Origin of the sequence: Lentzea flaviverrucosa (assembly GCF_003350445.1) — a bacterium.
Classification (GTDB): Bacteria; Actinomycetota; Actinomycetes; order Mycobacteriales; family Pseudonocardiaceae; genus Lentzea; species Lentzea californiensis.
Genome location: NZ_QQAU01000019.1, coordinates 21,441 through 43,386 on the forward strand (window position 1 = coordinate 21,441; position 21,946 = coordinate 43,386).

A 21,946-nucleotide genomic window follows, 5' to 3' on the forward strand; every position below is an offset into this window, starting at 1 on the left:
AGTCCGCCGGGCGACAAGACTGGAGCCTGGAGGGCGTCATGACCCACCGCATCAAGATCGCCGGTCTTCAGCCGGTGCAGGTGCTGGCCGGACTGGCCGGCATCGCGTTCATCGTGTTCGGCGTCGTGGGCTTCACCCGCACCGGGATCGGCGACTGGGCCGCTCAGTCGTTCGTGCTCGGGTTCTCCGTGAACCCGTTGCACAACCTGGTGATGGTGGCCGTCGGCGTGCTCGGTCTGCTCACGGCTCTCGGTTCGGGCCTCGCGCGGATGTACGGCTGGCTGCTGTTCGCCGGCTTCGCCGCGCTCTTCGTCTGGGACCTGATGATCACGGGGATCCTCGCCCAGAACCCGGCCGAGCGGTTCGGCAACCCGCTGGCGGTCAACGTCAACGACAACTGGCTGCACCTCGGCATCGCACTGTTCGGTCTGCTGCTCGCGGTCATGCCCGCGCGCCGCAAGCTGATCGAGGAAGAGGACCCGGTGCTGCCGGAGCCCCGCTCGGAGGCGTTCCACGGCGAGCGGGACGGGACGGCGATCACCGAGCCGCTTCCCACCGCGGCGCGGACCACGGAACCGATCACCCGCGAGCAGGCGGTCGTCGATCCCAAGACCGAGCGGGTGAGCAAGGACAGGATCAAGCACTGACCCAGGGCGGTACCAGCCCCGGTCCGGCACAGACGCGCCGTGAGAGCCCACATGCGGCTCTCACGGCGCGTCTGTTTCGATGTCGCGATGCCTTCCGAGCTGCTGACCGACGAAGTGCTGATCACGTGGGGGACCGCGGCCGCCGCTTTCCTGGCCGTCGCGTTGCACGGGCTCTGGCGGGTCACCCGCAACGTCATCACCATCGCCCACGAGGGTGGGCACGCCCTGCTGGCCGTGCTGACCGGACGGCGGCTGAGCGGGATCAAGCTGCACTCCGACACGTCTGGCCTCACCGTCTCGCGCGGCAAGCCCCGCGGGCCGGGCATGGTGCTGACCGCGGTGGCCGGGTACGTCGCGCCGTCCCTGCTCGGGTTCGGCGCGGCCGTGCTGATCACCAACGAGCAGATCCAGCTGATGCTGTGGATCAGCATCGGCTTCCTCGCCGCGATGCTCATCATGATCCGCAACGTGTTCGGCGTGCTGTCCATCATCGTCACCGGCGGGGTGTTCTTCTTCGTCTCCTTCTACGCCTCCGCGGAGGTCCGGGACGCGGCCGCGTACGTGTTCGCCTGGTTCCTGTTGCTGGGCGGGGTCCGGCCCGTGTGGGAGCTGCAGGTCAAGCGGTGGCGGCGGCAGGCACCGCGCTCGGACGCCGACCAGCTCGCCTGGCTGACCGGGGTGCCGGCGCTGGGCTGGGTGACGTTCTTCGGGGCGGTCAGCGTCGCCGCGCTCGTCGGTGGCGGGGCGTTGTTGCTCGGGCGGTGGTGAACTCGCTTGGCCGCGGGTGAAATACTCGGGTGAACAAGCCAGCGGTCGAGAGGTGGGTTCAGTGCTGCGTGGGGATGTCGGGCTCGAACTGGGCCAGCGGGTCGCGCGGGCGTTGCGCGTCGCCCTGGACGTGGACATCACCGCCGAGGAAGCGCTGATCCGACCGTCCAACCGAGACGGTGCCGACTACCAGTGCAACGTCGCGATGAGCCTCGCCAAGAAGGTCGGCAGGAACCCGCGCGAGGTCGCCGCCCTCATCGTCGAGCACCTCGACGCCCAGGACGCGGTCGAGTCGGCGGAGATCGCCGGCCCCGGCTTCATCAACCTGCGGTTGCGCCGCGAGTGGCTCGAGGCCGAGGCCGCGAAGCTGCTCTCCGACGACCGGCTCGGGGTGCCCGAGACCGAGGAGCCCCGGCGGATCGCGATCGACTACAGCAGCCCCAACGTGGCCAAGGAGATGCACGTCGGGCACCTGCGGTCGACGATCATCGGCGACGCCTTCTGCCGGCTGCTCGGCTTCGCCGGGCACGAGGTCATCCCGCACAACCACCTCGGTGACTGGGGCACTCCCTTCGGCATGCTCATCGAGCACCTCACGGACGAGGGCCACGGCGCCGACCACGAGATCAGCGACCTCAACGCGTTCTACCAGCAGGCGCGCCAGAAGTTCGACAACGAGCCGGGCTTCGCGGACCGCGCGCGGCGCCGGGTGGTGCTGCTGCAGGGCGGCGACGAGGCGACGCTGGCGCTGTGGCACGAGCTGGTGGGCGAGTCGCAGCGGCACTTCAACCAGGTCTACGAACTGCTCGGCATCGGCCTCACGGCCGGGGACAACTACGGCGAGAGCTTCTACAACCCGTACCTCGCGGACACCATCACCGAGCTGCAGCAGAAGGGTCTCATCGAGACCAGCGACGGCGCGCTGTGCGTGTTCCCGCCGGGGTTCAGCAACCGTGAGGGCGACCGGCTGCCGCTGATCGTGCGCAAGAGCGACGGCGGCTACGGCTACGCCACCACGGACTTCGCGACCGTGCGGTACTGGGTGCGGGAGCGCAAGGTCGACGACCTGATCTACGTCGTCGGCACGCCGCAGGCCCAGCACTTCCAGATGATCTTCGCCACCTCGAAGCAGGCCGGGTGGCTCGACGACGCGCACACCGCCGTGCACACCGGGTTCGGCACGATCCTCGGTGCCGACGGCAAGACGATCCGGACGCGGGCCGGCGGCACGATCAAGCTGATCGACCTCCTCACCGAGGCCGTCGAGAACTCCTACCAGGTGATGCCGGAATCGTCCGAAGTGGAGGGTGCGGAGAAGGAAGAGCTCGCCCGCACGCTCGGACTCGGCGCGGTGAAGTACGCGGACCTCTCCAACGACCGGGAGAAGGACTACGTCTTCACCTGGGAGAAGATGCTGGCCAAGACCGGCGACACGTCGGTGTACATCCAGTACGCGAACGCGCGCATCCTGTCGATCATCCGCAAGGTCGGCCGTGAGGCGCCCCTGGACGCGCCGCTGGTGCTGCAGGAGCAGGCCGAGCGGGAGCTGGCGCTGAAGCTGTTGCAGCTGCCCACGGCGATCCAGGCGGCCATCGACGAGCTCGCGCCGCACAAGCTCACGACCTACCTGTTCGAGACGGCGACGGCGTTCTCGACCTTCTACAACGACTGCCCGGTGGCGACGGCGGAGACGCAGGAGTTGCAGGATTCGCGCCTGCACCTGCTCACGCTGACCTCACGCGTGCTCACGCTGGGCCTGTCCCTGCTGGGTATTGGGGCACCCGAAAGGCTCTAACTGGTTTATCCCTGGTCAGACCGAGGTACGCAGTGATCGCAACTCTTTCCCCCTAGTCCTCAGGGAGTCGCGATGACCTGCACCACACGTCTGCCCAAGCCGGTCACCGAGGTCTGGGACTGGCAGATGGACGGCCTGTGCCGCGGCGAGAACAGTGCGATCTTCTTCCACCCCGACAACGAACGCGGCTACGCGCGAGCGGCCCGTGAGGACAAGGCGAAGGCGATCTGCGGACACTGCCCGGTGCTCGAACGGTGCCGTGCCCACGCGCTCGAGGCTCAAGAGCCGTACGGCGTGTGGGGCGGCATGGGGGAGGACGAACGGCGCCAGATCGTCAACGCGGCCCGGCGCCGTGTTCGTGCCTACTCCTCCAGCACGTCCCGCAGCTGACGCAACGTCTTCGCGAGCAGGCGCGAGACGTGCATCTGGGAGATGCCGACCTTCTGGGCGATCTGGGTCTGGGTCATGTTGCCGAAGAAGCGCATGACCACGATCTTGCGCTCGCGCTCCGGCAGCTTCTCCAGCAACGGGTGCAGCGCCTCGCGTTGCTCGATCATCGCGATCTCGGGGTCTTCCTCGCCGATGGTCGAGCCCAGCGAGATCGACGAGTCCTCCGACATCAGCATGTCGTCCAGGGACGCGCTCTGGTAGGCGTTCCCGGCCGCGAGTCCCTCGTGGATCTCCTCGCGCGACAGTCCGAGGTGCTCGGCCAGTTCCGACGGCGTCGGGGCGCGACCGAGTGACTGGGACAGGCGCGACGTACCCGCGTTGATCGCCAGGTGCAGCTCCTTGAGCCGCCTCGGCATCCGCACCGACCAGCTGGAGTCGCGGAAGTACTTCCGGACCTCACCCATGATCGTGGGCACCGCGAACGACAGGAAGTCGCTGCCGCGTTCGGGGTCGAACCTGTCGACCGCGTTGATCAGACCGACCGTCGCGACCTGCACCAGGTCCTCGTGCGGTTCGCCGCGGTGGCCGAATCTGCGTGCGATGTGCTGGGCGACCGGGAGGTGCTCGGTGACGAGTCTGTCCCGCAACGTCTCGCGCGCCGGACCCCCAGGGGTTCCGGCGAGCTCGGCGAACAGCGGCGCCAGGTGGTCGTAGTCACCCGACCGGGTCTTCTTCTCCTCGGTCTTGGTCGCCTCTTCCGATCCGGTCACGCATCCACCGCCCCTGCCGTGGACTTCACGAGGTTGATGTGGACCAGGAACCCTTCGGTCTCCTCGACTCGCGTCTGCACGGAGTCGACGAGCGCGGTCAGCACCCGCCAGCCGAAGCTGGCCTCGTCAGGGCCGGCCGCGGACTTCGCGGAGATCTTCGCCGCGATGTGGACGGCGCCCTTGTCGTCCACCGCGAAGTGGCAGCTGAGCACGGCGTCCTGTGCTGCCAGCGTGATCAGCGTGGAGCAGGTCTCGTCCACGGCGAGCTTCAGGTCCTCGATCGAGTCGAGGTCGAAGTCCTGCCGCATCGCGATGTCCGCCGCTACCGCACGCACGATGGACAGCTGCGTGGGATCCGCCGCCATCCGGAGCTCGACGCCTGACAATTGAGTCACAGCCACCTCGTAGTCCGTTCTGCTTAGGGACGGCATGTCATTGCCGTACCCGAATCGATCTCATCTCACACGTGTACTGACTGGGCGCCCAGGGAAGTCACCTGGTGAAGGCAATCGACCGGAGGAGCGCTGTGCTCGTGCACGAAGACTTCCTGGCCCTCCGATTCCCGGCGGACCCGCACGAGGTGGCGCCGGTGAGGCACCAGCTCCGCGAATGGCTGCACGGTGCCGGTTTCGGTGAGGACGAGGCCAGCGATCTCGTCCTCGCCGTCAGCGAGGCCGTCAACAACTCGGTGGAGCACGCCTATCCGGGTGCCGCGGGCGGCACCGTCGAGGTGAACGCCCACTGCGAACTGGACGGTTCGGCCCACGTGGACGTCACCGACCACGGCCAATGGCGCGTGCCGCCTCCGGCGATGACCATGCGCGGACGAGGTCTCCTGCTCATGCGGGAGAGCGTGGACGACGTCGAGATCGACCGCAGGGCGAGCGGCACGACCGTGCACCTGCGGCGGGCCCGTTCGCCCGTGCTGCCCGTGGCCAGAGCGGCGCTCGAATGCGACGTCCAGATCCACGAGACCTCCTCCGGCGTAGTAGCGGTGGTGCGCGGGAACGTGCCGGTGGAGGCAGGTCCTTCGCTGCGCCGCACGCTCACCACGGCGGCACGCGGGGGCACCGTGCCGTTGACCGTCGAGCTCGGCGAGCTCGGCGTGGAGGAGGGCGGGGTCGAGCAGGCCCTCCACGACGTCGCCGAGGCGCTCAGCGCGGCGGGCAACCGGCTCGTCGTCCGGCGGCCTTAGGCCAGTGCGGAGTCGACGGAGTCGTGCATGCTGAAGACCTCACCGAGGCCGGTCGCCTCCAGCGGACGCGTCACGGCCCGGGCCTTCGCCACGACCTTGAGCGAGGCTTCTTCCTGCTGCGCGCGCCTCGCGGCCTCGACGAGCACGGCGAGGCCCGCCGAACCGAGGAACGTCACACCGGTCATGTCCACGACGAAGACGCCACCGTCGCCGAGACCGTTGATGAGGGCTTCGCGCAACGACGGCGCGGACACCATGTCGACCTCGCCGGACACGGCGAGGACGGTGACTCCGGGCGCCGGCTGCCGCACCTTCAGCTCGATCTGCTCCGCACGCGGATCCTGCACAGTCACCGAAGTACTTCCTCTCGAATACAGGAAGCCGCCACGCAGCGGCCCCGATGCGGCTGGTGGCTCAACCGCTGCGGACACCACCGTACGGGAGTGGCCGCCCAACAGGACAGGTCGAGTGGTCCATACCCGGACAATGGTCGGTTCAAACGCTCAACGCGTCCCACAGTTTCCGCGCGACCTCCAGCGCGGCCCCCGGTGGCTCGACGACCTCCTCCGCGCTGTCCTCCAGCGTCCCTCCGACGACCAGCACCAGCGCGGTGGCCACGTCCCGCAGCTTCACGTTGGCGCGCTGGCTGGCCCGCACCAGCAGCTCGAACGCCTCGCCGGGTGCGCACGGCCGCGCCCCCATGACCAGGCCCTTCGCCTGCTCGATGTAACGGCGGTGCTGCACCATCCGCACCATCTGGTCCGCCCGCAGCACCTCGCCCGAGCAGAACTCGACGACCGCGGCCGCCGTCGCGACGAGAGGCTCTATCTCCTCGATGGCCTTGAGGTCCTCGACCTGGGGGACGTGCGACAGGTAGACGGTCAGCACGACCGGCCCGCTGTCACCCCAGCTGCCCGGGACCGCGACCACGTGCGTACCGGCGACCTCACCGGACACCTGCCGTTCGTCGCGTGAGGCGTCGACGAGCGGCCCGGCACTGGCGCTGAGCTGCTCGGCGTCCAGTTCGACCGCGACCCCGATGGAGCGCAGCAACGTGCCGTCCGGCCACACGCTCAGCCCGACGCCTTCACAGCCGTCGAGCCGCGAGCACAGGTGGTCCATCAACCGGGAGATGAGCTCCGCACCGAATTTCACCTGGGTCACGCCATGAGGCTAGAGCCTGTGTCGAAGTCCGATCGCGAACCGGACTTCGACACGGGCTCTTGGGTCCAGCCGATCCCGAATGGACGTTGTGCGGTCATCGGCGTACGACGAACGGTTGCGCAGGCAAGGACCCGGAGTTCCGCCCCGCTTCGGGCCCGAACAGCTCGGCGCGCCGATTGATCCAGTTAACGCTAAGGACCCAAACAGGACACGTGTTCTGAACCACAGTCGGCCAGAATTCGTTCTCAGGGATAACGCCGGAGCCCCGGCACGCGACATCCCTGATGTCACGGAGGGACTGAAATGAGAACCGCCATGGAGACCCAGCCGCAGCAGGACGAGCAGTCCGGTTCCGCGCTGCCGACCACGCCGTGCAGCGTGGTCTGGAGCCGGGGTCACGCCTACGTGCTCGAGGGTTTCCGCGCCCGCTGGGTGGGCCGCGACGACCGGGGCCGCCCGCACGCCATCACCGGCGCCGAGATGCAGCGCCGCGGCTGGACGTTCACCCGGACAGCCTGAGCCCCACCCCCGAACGCAGAACGACCGCACCCCGCAACCAGTCGCACAGCGTGCCGTGACGCCATCCGGCAGCCCCTGCGCAGTCACTCGTTTAGAGTGCGGGTGTGCGTGACCCGGCTGATCGCCTGCTGACGATTCCGAACCTGCTCAGCGTGCTGCGGCTGGCCGGTGTTCCGCTGTTCCTGTACCTGTTGCTCGGACCCCGCGAAGACGGCTGGGCGCTGCTCATCCTCATGTTCGCGGGTTTCTCCGACTGGCTCGACGGCAAGCTCGCGCGCTGGCTCAACCAGATGAGCAACCTCGGCGCGCTGCTCGACCCCGCAGCCGACCGCCTCTACGTGTTCTGCACGCTGCTGGCGTTCGTCATCAGGGACATCGTGCCGCTCTGGATCGCCCTCGTGCTCGTGGGCCGAGAGGTCGTCGTCGGCATCTGCCTGCTCGTGCTGCGCCAACGGGGTTGGGGCACGTTCGAGGTGACGTACCTGGGCAAGGCCGCGACCTTCAACCTGCTGTACGCCTTCCCCCTGCTGCTCATCGCGCAGGGGGACTCGGGGTGGGCGCAGGTCGCGCAGCCGATCGCCTACGCGTTCACGGCCTGGGGCGGAGCCCTCTACCTGTGGTCGGCGCTGCTGTACGTCTACCAGTTCTTCCTGGCCCTGCGGGTCACACCTCGCACGGTCGCGTGAAAAGATCACCCCATACAGGTTCAGCACGAGGAGCGCAGTCAGTTGATTCCCGAGGAGCTTCGTTACACCGAGGAGCACGAGTGGATCGCCACCCACGGCGAGAACACAGTGCGCGTCGGCATCACCGACTACGCCCAGGAACAGCTCGGTGACGTCGTCTTCGTCCAGCTGCCCGAGGTCGGTCACACCGTGGCGGCCGGCGACACGTTCGGCGAGGTCGAGTCCACCAAGAGCGTGTCCGACCTCTACTCGCCGCTCGACGGCGAGGTCGTCGCCATCAACGACGCGTTGGTCCAGACGCCGGACTCGGTGAACACCGATCCGTACGGCGAGGGCTGGATGGTCGAGATCAGGCTGAACGACCCCGAGGCGCTGGAAGGCCTGTTGGACGCGGACGGGTACAAGGCGTTGGTGGAGAAGGAGTGACGTCGATCTTTCGCCGGATCTTCGGCCGGAAGGGGAGCCGCGCTGAAGGCGGAGACCCCAACGCGATAGGTTTTACCGGAAGTGACGGATCCAGCAGCAGGAGGAGAGCTCAGGTGAGCACGAACGACGGCCCAGGCGTTCCGCCGGAGCAGTCCCCGGAGCGGACCTCCGTCTTCCGGGCGGACTTCCTCCAGGAGATGGAAGGCGGCGCCGAGGCGCCCGCACAGGAGCCGGCCGTTGCCGGTGTTGACGCCCTTCCCGCCGGTTCCGCGCTGCTCGTGGTGAAGCGCGGCCCGAACGCCGGTTCCCGGTTCTTGCTGGACCGCGACACGACGAGCGCCGGGCGCCACCCCGACAGCGACATCTTCCTGGACGACGTGACGGTCTCGCGCCGCCACGCCGAGTTCCGCCGGGAGAGCGGCGAGTTCGTCGTCATCGACGTCGGCAGCCTCAACGGCACCTACGTCAACCGTGAGCCGGTCGACCAGGCCGTCCTCGCGAACGGCGACGAGGTTCAGATCGGCAAGTTCCGCCTCGTCTTCCTGACGGGTCCTGGCTCCGCGGGAGCCTGACGCGTGACGGCCGGGCGGCCACAACGCGGGGGCACGAGCATCGGGGCTGTGCTCGCACAGCTTCGGCCCGAGTTCCCCGACGTCACCATCTCCAAGATCCGCTTCCTGGAAGCGGAGGGGCTGGTCCGCCCGGCACGCACCGCCTCCGGCTACCGCCAGTTCAGCGTGGCGGACGTCGAGAGGTTGCGGTTCGTGCTGTCCGCACAACGCGACAGGTACCTGCCGCTCAAGGTGATCCGCGAGCAGCTCGACTCCACCCCGGTGGACGCGAGCTCCATCTCGCGGTTCGATCTGCTCGCCCAGACCGGTTTCAGCGCGGAACAGCTTTCCCAGCTGGAGCGCGACGGTCTGCTGCGCCCCGGCCCCGGTGGCCGGTTCGCCACCGACGACATCACCGCGCTCCGCACGATCCGGACGATGACCGGACTCGGCGTCGAGCGCGAGCACCTGCGCGCGGTCCGCGCGGCAGCGGATCACGAGGTGGTTCTGCTGAAGTCGTTCTCAGATACCGAGACGCTCCGGGAATTGACCGGCCTCTTCGCCTCGTTGCACACGTTGTTGGTGAGAGCGGGCCTGCGCCAGTCCTGATCAGTCGGCGGAGCGTGCCTTCTTGATCACGATCTGCCCGAAACGATTGAGCACTGGGCCCGCTTGGCGGGTAGCGTCGGAGAGGTACGCCGGGGGATGCTCGGGTGTGAAACCGGGTCGTCCCCGAACGGATTAGAGGGAGGCGAGGCCCGATGAGCGAAATGCGTGTCGTCGGCGTGCGGGTGGAGCTGCCCCAGAACCAGCCGATCCTTCTTCTGCGCGAAACCGAGGGCGAGCGCTACCTGCCCATCTGGATCGGCAGTGTCGAGGCCACGGCGATCGCACTCGAGCAGCAGGGCGTCCGCCCCGCTCGCCCGCTCACCCACGACCTCCTCAAGGACGTCATCGGGGCGCTGGGGCGCAACCTCGAGCAGGTGCGGATCACCGACCTGCAGGAGGGCACCTTCTTCGCGGAGCTGGTGTTCGACGGCGACGTGCGGGTGTCCGCGCGGCCCTCGGACTCGGTGGCGCTCGCGTTGCGCGTCGGGGTGCCGATCCACGCCGAGGAGTCCGTTCTGGCCGAAGCGGGCCTCATCATCCCGGACGAGCAGGAGGACGAGGTGGAGAAGTTCCGCGAGTTCCTCGACTCCGTCTCCCCGGAGGACTTCCGCGGCGCGGACACGTAGGCACTGTCGCGGCGTGGACACCTGAGTTTTCTCCGGTGTCGCACTCCGTCTCGCAGGGGCTGAAGGGCAGTTCGTTTGGACGTCCCTCGGTTGGACTACTCACGGTCGTTATGACCGCTAAACGATCACTAAACGTCACCTGAACGTGCTTGTTCGGGTGACGGTATGACTCTCTACCTCAGGTTGAGGGTCGCAACTCCCCGCGCGTCGCGTTGACCTGCCATCGGAGCGGTCTTACCGTCGAACTCGAGTGGACGTCGTTGCTTCACGAGAGTGGACGCGGCGGCTTGACGGTCATGAGTTTCGTGGCCGTTCCGAGGGGAGGCAGGCGTGGTCGAGGAAGCGCCCTTGCGGGCCGAATCCGGGCTGCAGGGTGAACTGTTCCCGGACTCCTCGCTGCCGGACGAGCTCGTCGGTTACCGAGGACCCGCGGCGTGTCAGATCGCGGGCATCACGTACCGGCAGCTCGACTACTGGGCAAGGACCGGGCTGGTCGCGCCGACGATAAGGATGGCGCACGGCTCCGGCAGCCAGAGGTTGTACTCCTTCAAGGACATCCTGGTGCTCAAGGTCGTGAAGCGGCTGCTGGACACCGGTGTCTCGTTGCAGAACATCCGCGTGGCGGTCGACCACCTGCGCCGCCGCGGCGTGCAGGACCTGGCCAAGATCACGCTGTTCTCCGACGGCACGACGGTCTACGAGTGCACCTCGCCCGAAGAGGTCGTCGATTTGCTGCAGGGCGGTCAGGGCGTGTTCGGCATCGCGGTCAGCGGTGCGATGCGGGAGATCTCCGGCACGATCCACGAGTTCCCGGCAGAACGCGCGGACGGCGTCGAGATCGCCCCGATGACCGAGGACGAGCTGACCCGCCGGCGTCGCGAGCGCGCCACCGGCTGACCGGCCCGGCTGATCGATCGGCACTGTGAACGTGGCCGACTGGCGCTGGTGAGTGGCCGGTCGGCAGAAGCGCCCCGATCTTGTTCTTCCCTAGCGTTTCCGGCATGACGATCACCCCCTCCTACCAGGTCGTGAAGGTGCTGGCCGCGGCGACGAAGCGCGCGTTCCGGCTGGAGTTCGGCTTCCTCGGCACCGAGAACCTGCTGATCTCGCTGATCGACACCGTCGGGCCCGGCCGCAAGCTCGGCGTGCGGTCGCTGGCGGCCCAGGCGATGGCGCGGGGGCCGGAGCACTGGGCCGACGACGACGGTGGCGTCGTTCCCGAGGCTCATCCGGACGTCACGGCGTTGATGAACACCGCGTGCGACAAGAGTCTCATCGGGACCGTGCTGCCCGTCAGCCGTGCGCTGGAGGAGTGTCTGCTCGGGGCGGTCGCTCTGGCCGGCGACGGCGTGCTGACCACGACCCACCTCTCGCTCGCGTTGCTGGAGCAGGGTTCCGGGCGTGCCGCCGACCTGTTCGTGCTGCGCGGAGTCGACGTCGAGGCGACGGCCGCCGCTGTGCGGACCGATGCCGCTCGACGCCACGCGGAGGTCGAGGAAGCGCCCGCCGTGCGGTTGCTGCGCAAGGCGGGAGCGCTGGAGGGGGACTCCGGCGGCGGGTACGTGCGCTGGCTGCTGCGCTGGGTCGCGCGCGGCCAGGGACTGGGCGGGCCGGTGCTGACCGTCGTGCGCAACGAGGCCGGACGGCTGGCCGTGGCCGCGCGGCGAGAGGTGTCGTCCCGCGATCTGGTGGAGGCGGTGGTGTCGGTCGACCGCCAGTTGGAGGTGGCGGGCAGGAAGCTGAAGCCGGAGTTCGAGTCGGGCGGGGCGGCGGCGTTGCGCGAGGCGGGGATCGACCTGGCCGCGTTGCCCGTCAGCGGTGGCAGGGTGGAGCGTGCGATGGAACGGGCGAAGCTCGTCGCCGCTCGCCGCGGTGACGCCGTCGTGGGCACCAGGCACCTTCTCGTGGCGCTGCGCGACGACCCCGCCGACCCGGTCGCCGGGACGCTCGCCGGTCTTCCCACTGAGATGTAGGTCGCGTCCCTAGGGACTACGTGAGCTGCCTGCGGGTATTCTTCTCGGGTAGTCGCTGAACTCAGGCGGGAGAGCCCGGGCTTCGAGCCCGGCGCCGAAGGAGCAAGTCCCTCCCCGGGAACCTCTCAGGCATCCAGGACCGCCAGAGCGAGACGCCTCTGGAAAGTGGAGTCCCCCGCAAGGGGAATCCCGCCGACGGTGAAAGCCCATCCTCGTGGTGGGTGAACCTCTCAGGCGCCCTTCGGGGTACGGACAGAGCGGGGAGGGCACAGGACACGTGTGCCCGCAGCCACCCCCGGAGGCGTTTGATGACGCAGGACCGCATTCCGCTCGCCGCTCTCGAGCACGGCACCCCGTTCGCCGACCGGCACGTGGGTCCGCGCCCCGCCGAGCTCGCGCGCATCCTCGACGTCATCGGCGTCGGGTCGCTCGAGGAGCTGGCCCAGCACGCGGTGCCTTCGTCCATCCACGAGCGCGACCTCGTGCTGGACCTGCCCGCCCCGGCCACCGAGACCGAGGCGCTGGCCGAGCTGCGTGAGCTCGCGTCGCAGAACCGCCCGATGACGCAGATGATCGGCCTCGGCTACTACGACACCGTGACGCCGGGCGTGATCCTGCGCAACGTGCTCGAGTCGCCCGCCTGGTACACCGCGTACACGCCGTACCAGCCCGAGATCTCGCAGGGCCGCCTCGAAGCGCTGCTGAACTTCCAGACCATGGTCGGCGACCTGACGGGCCTGCCGGTCGCGAACGCGTCCATGCTGGACGAGTCGACCGCCGCCGCCGAGGCGATGACGCTGGTGCGCCGCGCCGGCAAGTCCAAGTCGAACAAGTTCGTCATCGACGCGGACACGCTGCCGCAGACGCTGGCCGTCATCGAGACGCGCGCCGAGCCGCTCGGCATCGAGATCGTCGTCGCGGACCTGTCCCAGGGCATCGAGGGCCTCGGCCTCGGTGGCGACTTCTTCGGCGTGCTGCTGTCGTACCCCGGTGCGTCCGGTGTGGTGCGCGACCAGGCCGCGTTGATCGAGGAGATCCACGCCGCCGGCGCCCAGGCCGTCGTCGTCGCCGACCTGCTGTCGCTGACGCTGCTGCGCGCGCCGGGTGAGATCGGCGCGGACGTCGTCATCGGCACCACGCAGCGCTTCGGCGTGCCGATCGGCTTCGGTGGCCCGCACGCCGGTTACATGGCCGTCCGGTCCGGTCTGGAGCGCCAGTTGCCCGGCCGTCTCGTCGGTGTCTCCGTCGACGCCGACGGCTCGCTGGCCTACCGCCTCGCGCTGCAGACGCGCGAGCAGCACATCCGCCGCGAGAAGGCCACGTCGAACATCTGCACCGCGCAGGTGCTGCTGGCCGTGATCGCGTCCATGTACGCCGTCTACCACGGTCCCGAGGGCCTGCGTTCGATCGCGACCCGCGTGCACCGCCTGGCCACCGTGCTCGCCACGGGCCTGTGCGAGGCCGGGCTCGACGTCGTGCACGGCGAGTTCTTCGACACCGTCCAGGTGCGCGTCGAGGGCCGGGCCGCCGCCGTCGTCGAGAAGGCGCGCGAGGCCGGCATCAACCTCCGCAAGGTCGACGACGACGTCGTGGCCATCGCCTGCGACGAGAAGACGACCCGCGCGCACATCGTCGCGGTGTGGGAGGCCTTCGGCGTCAACGGGTCCGATGTGGACGCCATCGACGGCGACACCGCCGACGGCATCCCGGCCGACCTGCGCCGCACCTCGGACTACCTGACCCACCCGGTCTTCCACGCGCACCGCTCCGAGACCGCGCTGCTGCGCTACCTGCGCGCGTTGTCCGACAAGGACGTGGCCCTGGACCGCAGCATGATCCCGCTCGGCTCCTGCACGATGAAGCTGAACGCCACCGCGGAGATGGAGTCCATCACGTGGCCGGAGTTCTCGACGCTGCACCCGTTCGCGCCGGTCGAGGACGCCAAGGGCCTGCTGAAGATCGTGTCCGACCTGGAGGCCTGGCTCGCCGAGGTCACCGGCTACGACGCCGTGTCGCTGCAGCCCAACGCCGGTTCGCAGGGTGAGTTCGCGGGCCTGCTGGCGATCCGCGCCTACCACCGCGCGAACGGCAACGCCGACCGCGACGTCTGCCTGATCCCGTCGTCCGCCCACGGCACCAACGCCGCGTCCGCCGTCATGGCCGGCATGCGCGTCGTCGTCGTGAAGTGCGACGACAAGGGCAACATCGACATGGGGCACCTGCGCACCACGGTCGCCGAGCACGCCGACGACCTCGCCGCGATCATGATCACCTACCCGTCGACCCACGGCGTGTACGAGGACACCGTCCGCGAGGTCTGCGGCCTGGTCCACGACGCGGGCGGCCAGGTGTACGTCGACGGCGCGAACCTCAACGCGTTGATCGGCCTGGCCCGCTACGGCAAGTTCGGCTCGGACGTCTCGCACCTGAACCTGCACAAGACGTTCTGCATCCCGCACGGCGGCGGTGGCCCCGGCGTCGGCCCGATCGGCGTGAAGTCCCACCTCGCCCCGTTCCTGCCGAACCACCCGCTGCAGCCGACGGCGGGACCGGCCACCGGTGTCGGCCCGATCTCGGGCGCCCCATGGGGTTCCGCGTCGATCCTGCCGATCTCGTGGGCTTACGTGCGCATGATGGGCGGCGACGGCCTGCGCCGCGCGACCCTGACCGCCGTGGCCGCCGCGAACTACGTGGCCCGTCGCCTCGACGAGCACTACCCGGTCCTCTACACCGGCGAGGGCGGCTTCGTGGCCCACGAGTGCATCCTCGACCTGCGCCCGATCACCAAGGCCACCGGAGTGACGGTGGACGACGTGGCCAAGCGCCTCGCCGACTACGGCCTGCACGCCCCGACGATGTCGTTCCCGGTCGCCGGCACCCTGATGGTCGAGCCGACCGAGTCCGAGGACCTGGCCGAGATCGACAGGTTCATCGACGCCATGATCGCCATCAAGCGCGAGATCGACCGCGTCGGCGCCGGCGAGTGGCCCGTCGAGGACAACCCGCTGCGCAATGCCCCGCACACCGCGGCCTGCGTGACCGTCGGCGAGTGGAACCACCCGTACACCCGCGAAGAGGCCGTGTTCCCGGCGGGCCGGAGCGCGACTCCGAAGATCTGGCCGCCCGTCCGCCGCATCGACGGCGCGAAGGGTGACCGCAACCTGGTCTGCTCCTGCCCGCCGCTCGAGGCGTACAGCAACTAGGTCTGAAGCGGGAACTGGGGCGCACTCGGGGGTGCGCCCCAGTTTGCTTTCGGAGAACGAGATCGACATAGTTCGAGTCACGGCGTGCAGACGCCGCGTCTCGGTCTCACCCCGGTCGTGAGATCTTCAGGCGAAACAGGCCCGGCCGACCTGCGTTCACAATCATCGACGTGTGCATCGGCGTCTCGGCTTGAGCGCGGACCGGGTAAGTGCTCAGGAACTGAGCCAGTGACATGCCTGACCGTCGTCAAGAAGCAGCGCGCGAGCGGATGGCTCGGACCGGCTTGACCTACAGCGAGGCACTCGCAGCGGAAATCGAGTGTCCACAGGCTTCTCCCGGTCAGGCAGCCTTCGAGGCCCAGTTGCTGAGGAAGATCGGCAACGGGCTCCGACCGTACGAGTCCGGTTCGGCTGCTCAGATCGCCTTCGGTGTCCGCGACGTGGTGGTCGGCCGCAACAAGCTGGTGATCGTCCTCGCGAGCAGGCGTGCGCTGGTCGCGTTCGCATCGGCTGTGGTGCCGGTGCTAAATCCCGACCGCACCGACCTGGAGGGCATTCCGGGCTTGCGCGTCGAGTACTCGGACGTGGGAGTGGAGTTGCGCCTCCGCCTCCGCCACCGGCCGGGGCGGATCGTGTTGGACGGCGTCGGCGCCGCTCAGTGGATCGATGCGCTGGAGCACACGTACGACCGGAGTCTGCTTGCCAGTTCGGCACATCTCGGCGACGAGCGCTCTCTCCATCCGATCGAGGATCGCGTGCTCAGGAGTTCGTTGTTCGTGAAGCCACCACGACACGTCGCTCGTCGCTTCTCGCTCCTCAGCGCGATTCTGAGGCGGCCGAACGTGTTCCGCTTCGGTTCCTGGATGCGCTTCACCGACCTGTGGTTCGACCTGAGTTCCACGTCTGACATCACCGTCGAGTGGTCGGGAGACCTGTCTTCCTTCGATGTGGCCAGCCGGCTCGTCGACCCGCGCAACGGCCTTCCCCTGAGGTGGCATCCCGAAATGCCCTGTCTCTGCGAGCCGTGCATCGACAGGAGGTACGCCGTGGCTCTGCTGCACGTCGATGACCCGAGAGCCAGGATCTGGCTGACTCGAAGCGACCTGTACGACGATGAGTTTCCTCGGGGGAAGCCTCGTCGGTGTATGCATCTCAGCTGAGAAAACGGGCGCACTCGGGGTGCGCCCGTTTTTTTCATGCTCCGACGGGGCAGGCGTCGTCGCCGCAGTTCTCGTCGGCGCCGATGCCCGGCTTGTTCAGGTCGTGCTCGAACGCGAAGTGGAAGCAGTCGGGGTGCATCCGCTCGAACAGCTCGAAGTCTTCCTTCTCCAGCTCCACCGTCTCGCCGCACCGCTGACACGTCTGTTCATCTGACACGGTCAGATCGTCTCACCCGCGCCGCGCGAACAGGACCGCCCCGTCCTCGCCGAGCAGCCACCGCGCCTCGACGGTGAACCCGGCCGCCCGCAGCCACTCCGCTACCCGCTCGGGCCGTCGCAGGTGGACGTGCACGCGCATCGGATGCCCGCCGTAGCCCTGCGTCTTCAGCCGCGTCTCGTCTCCGACGTGGAAACCCAGCTGCAGCAACCCGTCCGGCCGCAGCGCTTCCCGGAAGTGCCCGAACACCGCGGGCACCTCGTCGTCGGGTACGTGGATCAGCGACCACCAGGCGATGATCCCGCCGACCGCCTCGGGGAGCGGTTCGGTCATCGACCCCACCTCGAACCTCAGGCCGGGGTTGTTCCGCCGGGCCAGCGCGATCATCGCGGGGGAGAGGTCGATTCCGAACGCGTCCACGCCCAGTCCGTGCAGGAGCGCGGTGATGATGCCCGGCCCGCAGCCGACGTCCGCGACGGGACCGCGCACCTCCTCGGCGAACAACCGCAGCGCCGCCCGCAGGTGCGGGAGGCCTGCCAGGAGGTCGCGCGTCTGGTCGGCGTAGCTGACCGCGACCGTGTCGTAGGAGTCGCGCGTGTCCGCCAGCCAGTCGCTCACGCCGGGGAATCCTACTCCTCGAACGGCTCCGGCCGGTGCCGTCCGGACAACGCCAGCGCGGCGATCCAGACGTCCGGATCGCCGTCCCAGTCCAGTGCCTTGATCTGGTCGGCCGACCGCCGCCCGCCGATGGCCCGCATCAGCTCGAACGACGTCGTCCGCAGCGTCCCGGCGGGCTCGCCGTGCCCGAGCACCCGGTCGCCGTGCTCCAGCGTGATCCGCAACGCCGGCACGTCGTTGTCCCGCATCCGCTGGTCGAGCTGCTGCAACGGCTTCACCAGCGCCGCCCGCACCTCGACGCCGTCCCGCCGGCCCGGAACCTTCAGCGCCGAACGGAGGTCGTGCTCGTGCGCGATCACCTCGGCCACGAGGACCGGTCCCATCGGCGTGTCGAACAGCGGCCGGGCCAGTTCCAGGTTCGCGTCCCACTCGGCGAAGGCGTCCGCCAGGGAGTTGTCGCGGCGGTCGCGCACCTGCCGTTCGCCCCACTCGCCCGACTCGACACCGTCGAACCGGCGGTCCGCGAAGTCGCGCAGACCGCCGGCGAGGTGCGCCACCACGTCCTTGACCGACCAGCCGGGCGTCGCCGGCACGGGCGTCTGGGGATCAGCGCCGGAGACCAGCGCGGTGATCCGTTCCTTGGCCGCGTCGTAGAGAGGGGCGTTGGTCATCGTCAGACCTCGTACTCCAGGGTGTAGGTGCCGCTGCCATCCTCCGCCCAGTCCACCGTCACCGCACCTCGCGCGTTCAGGTACCTCCCGGTGCCGTCGACGATCTCGATGACGGCCTCCACAGAGGACCGGTACGCGCCGACGTGCCGCAGGACCAGCGTGCCCTCGTCCGTCGTGACCTCCTCGATCGCGGTCGTCCACGCCACGTCGTCGCCGTAGTACATGAGGTACCGGCAGTTCCCGACGCCGCTGACGTCGCCCGCGTACCCGAACTGGACGTGCGCCTCGGTGAGCTTGCGGCCCTCGACCTCCTGGTAGGACCGGCCGTCCCAGGTCTTCTCGTCCCAGCTCTTCACTTCGATGGTTCCGGTTGCCTTCATGCGGACCACTCTGCTGGTAATTCCTGACAGATCGTGTCAGGTTCATCCCGTGAAATCCGGCAGGCTCCTCCAGGTCCTCCTGCTCCTGCAGGGAAGGGGCCGGATGACGGCCGACGAACTGGCGTCCGAACTGGAGGTGTCGCCGCGCACGATCTACCGCGACGTCGAGGCCCTCTCCGCCTCCGGCATCCCGATCTACTCCGACCGCGGCCCGGCGGGCGGCTACCAGCTGGTCGACGGCTACCGCACCCGCCTCACCGGCCTGACGACCGACGAGGCGCAGTCGCTGTTCCTCGCCGGTCTCCCCGGACCCGCGCAGGCGCTGGGGCTGGGGGAGTTCGCGGCCGCCGCCCAGCTCAAGCTCCTCGCCGCGCTGCCGACGGAGCTGCGGTCCCGGGCCGACCAGATCCGCCAGCGTTTCCACCTCGACACCCCGACGTGGTTCCGCGGCGACGAGCCCACCGAGCACCTCGCCACCATCGCCGACGCCGTCTGGGAGCAGCGCAGGGTCCGCATGACCTACCGGCGCTGGGGCGACCAGACCGTCGAGCGCGAGGTCGACCCGTACGGGCTCGTGCTGAAGGCCGGCACCTGGTACTTCGTCGGCAGCGGCCGCACCTACCGCGTCTCGCGCGTGCTCGCGCTCCAGGCCACACCGGACACGTTCGAGCGTCCCGGCGACTTCGACCTCGCGCGGTTCTGGGCCGAGTGGTCGGAGCAGTTCGAGGCCCGCATGTACGGCGAGCGCGTCACGGTCCGCATGACGCGCTCCGGCCTGGACAAGACCCAGTACCTGCTCAGCGGTCATCAGGCGCGCGTGATCCGGGACCTCGCACCCGAACCGGGACAGGAGTTCGGCTTTCCCACCGAGTCGAACCGGCACGCTGTCGCTGACCTGCTCAAATTCGGTGCGGACGTGGAAGTGCTGGCACCGAACGAGGTGAGGCGCGACATCGTCGACACAATCAAGGCGATGCAGGACGTCTACAACGATGCGAAGCTACGGGCATGGTTCCGCTGATTGCGTTGAACAACGGAGTACGGATCCCCCAACTCGGCTTCGGCGTCTACCAGGTGCCGGAGGACCAGGTGGCCGGTGCGGTCACGACGGCCATCGAGGCCGGCTACCGCAGCATCGACACGGCCGCGGCCTACGGCAACGAGTCCGGCGTCGGCGACGCGATCGCCGGCGTGCCGGACCTGTTCATCACCACCAAGCTGTGGAACGCCGACCAAGGCCACGACGCGACGCTGCGCGCGTTCGACGAGAGCATGCGCCGCCTGCGCCGCGACGTGCTCGACCTCTACCTCATCCACTGGCCGACACCCGAGCGCGACCTCTACGCCGACTCGTGGCGCGCTCTGGAGGAGCTCTACGCCGACGGCCGCGTGCGCGCGATCGGCGTCTCGAACTTCCACACTCCCCACCTGCAGCGCCTGTTCGACGAGTTCCCGACCACCCCGGCGGTGAACCAGATCGAGCTGCACCCGTTGCTGCAGCAGGAAGAGATGCGCAAGGTGCACGTGACGCACCGCATCGTCACCGAGGCGTGGTCACCGCTGGCGCAGGGTGGCGCGCTGCTGCGCGAACCGGACATCACCGGTCTCGCCGACAAGTACGGCAAGACCCCGGCCCAGATCGTGCTGCGCTGGCACGTCCAGCTCGGCAACGTCGTGATCCCGAAGTCCGTCACGCCCTACCGGGTCAAGGAGAACATCGACATCTTCGACTTCGAGCTGGCCCAGGACGACATGCTCGTGATCACCGAGCTCGACAACGGGACCCGCACCGGTCCGGACCCCGACCGCTTCAACGCCGCCTGAGCGACCGGTCGCGCCCGGTCAGGCGTTCGTCGACAGCACCTGACCGAGCGCCGCCTCCACGCCGTCCACGTTCTCCACCACCGACACCGACCCGCCGGTCGTCTGCGCGATGTCCGTCAGCGCGGCCTGGTCGACCTCGCCGCCGATGGCGATGAAGCTGACCGGCAGATCGGTCCCGTGCAGCTGCGCCTTCAGCGCCGCCAGGTCGATCCCGCCGTCCGAGGTGCCGTCGGTGATCACCACGACCCGGTTGACCCGCCCGGCCACGAACCCGTCGTGCGCCGTCTCGTAGCAGGCCGCCAGCGCGGTGTAGAGCTGCGAGCCGTCCGCCGTCTTGAGCGCGTCGATCGACCTGCGCAACGCGTCCCGCTTCTCGCTGACGGGACCGGTGGCGACGAGTTGCTTGTGCGGCTTCGACCCGTCGAGGTCGCGGGCGAACTCCCACAGCCCGAACGAGCCCGAGACGGACCTGTCGACCTGGCCGCGCAGGGCCGCCTTCACCTTGTCCAGCCTGGGTTTCATCGACGTCGAGACGTCCGCCAGCACCGTGACGACCTGTCCGCCGCGGTCCGCCGACGCCCAGGCCGAGGAGAGCTGCTGCGTGGTCGTCGCGTCGGCGGCGACCAGGTTCTCCGTGACGGGAGACCAGGAGACGCCCGGCGAAGGGGACGGACGGTCCTGAGTGGACTCCACCCGCAGGCCGCCGCGCGCCAGGATCGCCTGCTGCGAGGGCTCGGTCATGAAGTCGCGGAACGCCTGCGCCGCACGCACTTCCGCCTCGCCGACCTCGCTGCCGCCCAGTGCGACGTACGGGAAGTCCGCCACCGGAGCTGGGCCGGCGGGCAGCACGCCCACCAACGGCTTCGACGGGGCTTCCTTGCCCGTGTTGTGCTTGAACAGGTCCACTTCGGACACCGGGGTGGCCGAGAAGCCCGCCGCGTTGACCGTCGCGCTGTCGCCCAGGCGCCGCAACGCGTCCCGCGTCGTCGGCGGAACCTCCGGCGGCACCGTGGCGGCCAGCTTGGACAGCGAGGACTTCGCGGCGTCCGATCCGAGCGACTCCGCGGTGACCGGGCCCTTGCCGCCGGCCAGCGCCGCCTGGATCGCGAGCGCGGAGGCCGTGTTCGTGGCCGGATCGGGCATCGCGACGCTGAACCGGCCCCAGGACTGGCCGTACTTGTTCCAGTCCGTCACCTCGGGCATGTCCGACCAGCGGAAGTCCTTCAGCACCGGCGCGGCGGCCTCGGGAGCCGCGAGCAGCACCGGCGACGTGCCGACGGACTTCGGTGCCGAGCCGACCAGCTTCGCGTTCAGCGCGGACAGCCGGTTCGCCCAGAGCGTCGAGTCGGGCAGCCACGCGTGCGGGCGCTTGCCGAGCTTCTGCTCGTCCCACGCCGTCGTCAGGCCTTCCAGAACCGCGGAGGAGTCAGCGGAGATCACTTCGATCGCGATGCAGTGGTCGTACACGACGGGCCGTGTCGCGCTGTACGCGTGGGCGACGTCCCTGACGGCCTCCGCGACGCTGGGCGTCACGGAGATGCGCAGCACCGAGTCGCCCTCGCTGCAGTTCTGGGCCAAGGCCTGCGAGCGCTTGTCGAGCACTCCGCCGGCCCACGACAGGGCGAGCCAGCTGAGGCCAAGCAGCACCACGAGCACGACGATGAGCACGGGCCATTTGGCGATTCCGCGCTTCACCTTCGCCCGCAGAGCGCGGTGTCGAGACATCGATCCCTCACAACTACTCAGCGGCCCCC

Annotated in this window: 26 protein-coding genes and 1 riboswitch; of the genes, 17 read left to right on the forward strand and 9 right to left on the reverse strand. The window is 69.0% G+C overall.

Features of this window, described 5'->3' with window-relative positions:
- Positions 1–38: 38 nt before the first annotated feature.
- From DFR72_RS40195 to DFR72_RS40210, 4 genes are all read left to right on the forward strand, one after another.
- Positions 39–647, forward strand: coding sequence for a DUF4383 domain-containing protein (locus tag DFR72_RS40195; RefSeq protein WP_090072328.1), 609 nt, complete (start codon positions 39–41; stop codon positions 645–647).
- 87 nt (positions 648–734) lie between these two features.
- The gene (locus DFR72_RS40200; RefSeq protein WP_211335711.1) at positions 735–1,415 is read left to right on the forward strand and encodes a M50 family metallopeptidase; all 681 of its coding nucleotides are present in this window, start codon (positions 735–737) and stop codon (positions 1,413–1,415) included.
- A gap of 61 nt (positions 1,416–1,476) precedes the next feature.
- Positions 1,477–3,210 carry an arginine--tRNA ligase gene (gene argS, locus DFR72_RS40205; RefSeq protein ID WP_090072691.1) on the forward strand — a complete coding sequence of 578 codons (1,734 nt, stop codon included), beginning with the start codon at positions 1,477–1,479 and terminating at the stop codon, positions 3,208–3,210.
- A gap of 72 nt (positions 3,211–3,282) precedes the next feature.
- Entirely contained in the window at positions 3,283–3,600 is a 318-nt protein-coding gene (locus DFR72_RS40210; protein WP_090072333.1) for a WhiB family transcriptional regulator, read from the forward strand.
- On the opposite strand, the gene DFR72_RS40215 is transcribed toward DFR72_RS40210, so the two are convergent.
- Complete coding sequence (locus tag DFR72_RS40215; protein WP_090072336.1) at positions 3,573–4,370, reverse strand: SigB/SigF/SigG family RNA polymerase sigma factor; 798 nt, start codon at positions 4,368–4,370, stop codon at positions 3,573–3,575. The two genes, DFR72_RS40210 and DFR72_RS40215, sit on opposite strands and share 28 nt — an antisense overlap.
- Entirely contained in the window at positions 4,367–4,765 is a 399-nt protein-coding gene (locus tag DFR72_RS40220) for an ATP-binding protein (protein ID WP_245983859.1), read from the reverse strand. The genes DFR72_RS40215 and DFR72_RS40220 overlap by 4 nt, the downstream gene beginning before the upstream one ends.
- Before the next feature lie 131 nt (positions 4,766–4,896).
- On the opposite strand from DFR72_RS40220, the gene DFR72_RS40225 reads away from it, so the two are divergent.
- Entirely contained in the window at positions 4,897–5,565 is a 669-nt protein-coding gene (locus DFR72_RS40225; RefSeq protein ID WP_170176624.1) for an ATP-binding protein, read from the forward strand.
- On the opposite strand, the gene DFR72_RS40230 is transcribed toward DFR72_RS40225, so the two are convergent.
- A complete protein-coding gene (locus tag DFR72_RS40230) occupies positions 5,562–5,918 on the reverse strand; it encodes an STAS domain-containing protein (protein WP_143086978.1) in 357 nt (118 codons plus the stop codon). The genes DFR72_RS40225 and DFR72_RS40230 overlap by 4 nt on opposite strands.
- A gap of 142 nt (positions 5,919–6,060) precedes the next feature.
- Positions 6,061–6,729 carry an ANTAR domain-containing protein gene (locus tag DFR72_RS40235; protein WP_090072345.1) on the reverse strand — a complete coding sequence of 223 codons (669 nt, stop codon included), beginning with the start codon at positions 6,727–6,729 and terminating at the stop codon, positions 6,061–6,063.
- Positions 6,730–7,032: 303 nt separating this feature from the next.
- Here DFR72_RS40235 and DFR72_RS40240 point away from each other — a divergent pair, with 303 nt between their 5' ends.
- The 10 genes from DFR72_RS40240 to DFR72_RS40285 all read left to right on the forward strand — a co-directional run bounded on the left by DFR72_RS40240 (position 7,033) and on the right by DFR72_RS40285 (position 16,482).
- Positions 7,033–7,248, forward strand: coding sequence for a hypothetical protein (locus DFR72_RS40240; protein ID WP_245983860.1), 216 nt, complete (start codon positions 7,033–7,035; stop codon positions 7,246–7,248).
- Between the two features lie 104 nt (positions 7,249–7,352).
- Positions 7,353–7,934 carry a cardiolipin synthase ClsA gene (gene clsA / locus DFR72_RS40245; RefSeq protein ID WP_090072350.1) on the forward strand — a complete coding sequence of 194 codons (582 nt, stop codon included), beginning with the start codon at positions 7,353–7,355 and terminating at the stop codon, positions 7,932–7,934.
- Between the two features lie 42 nt (positions 7,935–7,976).
- On the forward strand, positions 7,977–8,360 hold the full coding sequence (gene gcvH, locus DFR72_RS40250) for a glycine cleavage system protein GcvH (protein WP_090072352.1): 384 nt from the start codon (positions 7,977–7,979) through the stop codon (positions 8,358–8,360).
- A 113-nt stretch (positions 8,361–8,473) separates the two neighbouring features.
- The gene (gene garA / locus DFR72_RS40255; protein ID WP_030476302.1) at positions 8,474–8,932 is read left to right on the forward strand and encodes a glycogen accumulation regulator GarA; all 459 of its coding nucleotides are present in this window, start codon (positions 8,474–8,476) and stop codon (positions 8,930–8,932) included.
- 48 nt (positions 8,933–8,980) lie between these two features.
- Positions 8,981–9,520 carry a MerR family transcriptional regulator gene (locus tag DFR72_RS40260; RefSeq protein WP_090072355.1) on the forward strand — a complete coding sequence of 180 codons (540 nt, stop codon included), beginning with the start codon at positions 8,981–8,983 and terminating at the stop codon, positions 9,518–9,520.
- A gap of 152 nt (positions 9,521–9,672) precedes the next feature.
- Complete coding sequence (locus DFR72_RS40265; RefSeq protein WP_030468959.1) at positions 9,673–10,146, forward strand: bifunctional nuclease family protein; 474 nt, start codon at positions 9,673–9,675, stop codon at positions 10,144–10,146.
- Between the two features lie 330 nt (positions 10,147–10,476).
- The gene (locus DFR72_RS40270) at positions 10,477–11,043 is read left to right on the forward strand and encodes a MerR family transcriptional regulator (RefSeq protein WP_090072357.1); all 567 of its coding nucleotides are present in this window, start codon (positions 10,477–10,479) and stop codon (positions 11,041–11,043) included.
- Positions 11,044–11,147: 104 nt separating this feature from the next.
- Positions 11,148–12,119 (forward strand): Clp protease N-terminal domain-containing protein, encoded by a 972-nt coding sequence (locus DFR72_RS40275; protein ID WP_090072359.1) that lies wholly within the window; start codon positions 11,148–11,150, stop codon positions 12,117–12,119.
- A 56-nt stretch (positions 12,120–12,175) separates the two neighbouring features.
- Positions 12,176–12,271, forward strand: a riboswitch (glycine riboswitch).
- Positions 12,272–12,427: 156 nt separating this feature from the next.
- Positions 12,428–15,322, forward strand: coding sequence for an aminomethyl-transferring glycine dehydrogenase (gene gcvP / locus DFR72_RS40280; RefSeq protein WP_090072361.1), 2,895 nt, complete (start codon positions 12,428–12,430; stop codon positions 15,320–15,322).
- Between the two features lie 269 nt (positions 15,323–15,591).
- Positions 15,592–16,482: a hypothetical protein gene (locus DFR72_RS40285; RefSeq protein WP_090072363.1), complete on the forward strand. Its 891-nt coding sequence runs from the start codon at positions 15,592–15,594 to the stop codon at positions 16,480–16,482.
- Positions 16,483–16,516: 34 nt separating this feature from the next.
- Here DFR72_RS40285 and DFR72_RS45200 read toward each other — a convergent pair whose 3' ends face one another.
- From DFR72_RS45200 to DFR72_RS40300, 4 genes are read right to left on the reverse strand one after another with little or no spacing between them, the layout of a single operon-like run.
- A complete protein-coding gene (locus DFR72_RS45200) occupies positions 16,517–16,699 on the reverse strand; it encodes a hypothetical protein (protein WP_143086979.1) in 183 nt (60 codons plus the stop codon).
- A gap of 12 nt (positions 16,700–16,711) precedes the next feature.
- Positions 16,712–17,317, reverse strand: a complete 606-nt coding sequence (locus tag DFR72_RS40290) for a class I SAM-dependent DNA methyltransferase (protein WP_090072366.1) — start codon at positions 17,315–17,317, stop codon at positions 16,712–16,714.
- A gap of 11 nt (positions 17,318–17,328) precedes the next feature.
- Positions 17,329–17,988: a maleylpyruvate isomerase family mycothiol-dependent enzyme gene (locus DFR72_RS40295; RefSeq protein ID WP_090072368.1), complete on the reverse strand. Its 660-nt coding sequence runs from the start codon at positions 17,986–17,988 to the stop codon at positions 17,329–17,331.
- A 2-nt stretch (positions 17,989–17,990) separates the two neighbouring features.
- Entirely contained in the window at positions 17,991–18,368 is a 378-nt protein-coding gene (locus DFR72_RS40300) for a DUF3224 domain-containing protein (protein ID WP_143086980.1), read from the reverse strand.
- Positions 18,369–18,417: 49 nt separating this feature from the next.
- Between DFR72_RS40300 and DFR72_RS40305 the strand changes: the two genes are divergently transcribed.
- Together DFR72_RS40305 and DFR72_RS40310 are read left to right on the forward strand one after the other, a co-directional pair.
- Positions 18,418–19,389 carry a helix-turn-helix transcriptional regulator gene (locus DFR72_RS40305; RefSeq protein ID WP_090072374.1) on the forward strand — a complete coding sequence of 324 codons (972 nt, stop codon included), beginning with the start codon at positions 18,418–18,420 and terminating at the stop codon, positions 19,387–19,389.
- Entirely contained in the window at positions 19,377–20,192 is an 816-nt protein-coding gene (locus tag DFR72_RS40310) for an aldo/keto reductase (RefSeq protein WP_090072377.1), read from the forward strand. Before DFR72_RS40305 ends, DFR72_RS40310 begins: the two co-directional genes overlap by 13 nt.
- An 18-nt stretch (positions 20,193–20,210) precedes the next feature.
- On the opposite strand, the gene DFR72_RS40315 is transcribed toward DFR72_RS40310, so the two are convergent.
- Positions 20,211–21,917, reverse strand: a complete 1,707-nt coding sequence (locus DFR72_RS40315) for a substrate-binding domain-containing protein (RefSeq protein ID WP_090072380.1) — start codon at positions 21,915–21,917, stop codon at positions 20,211–20,213.
- Positions 21,918–21,946 lie beyond the last annotated feature (29 nt).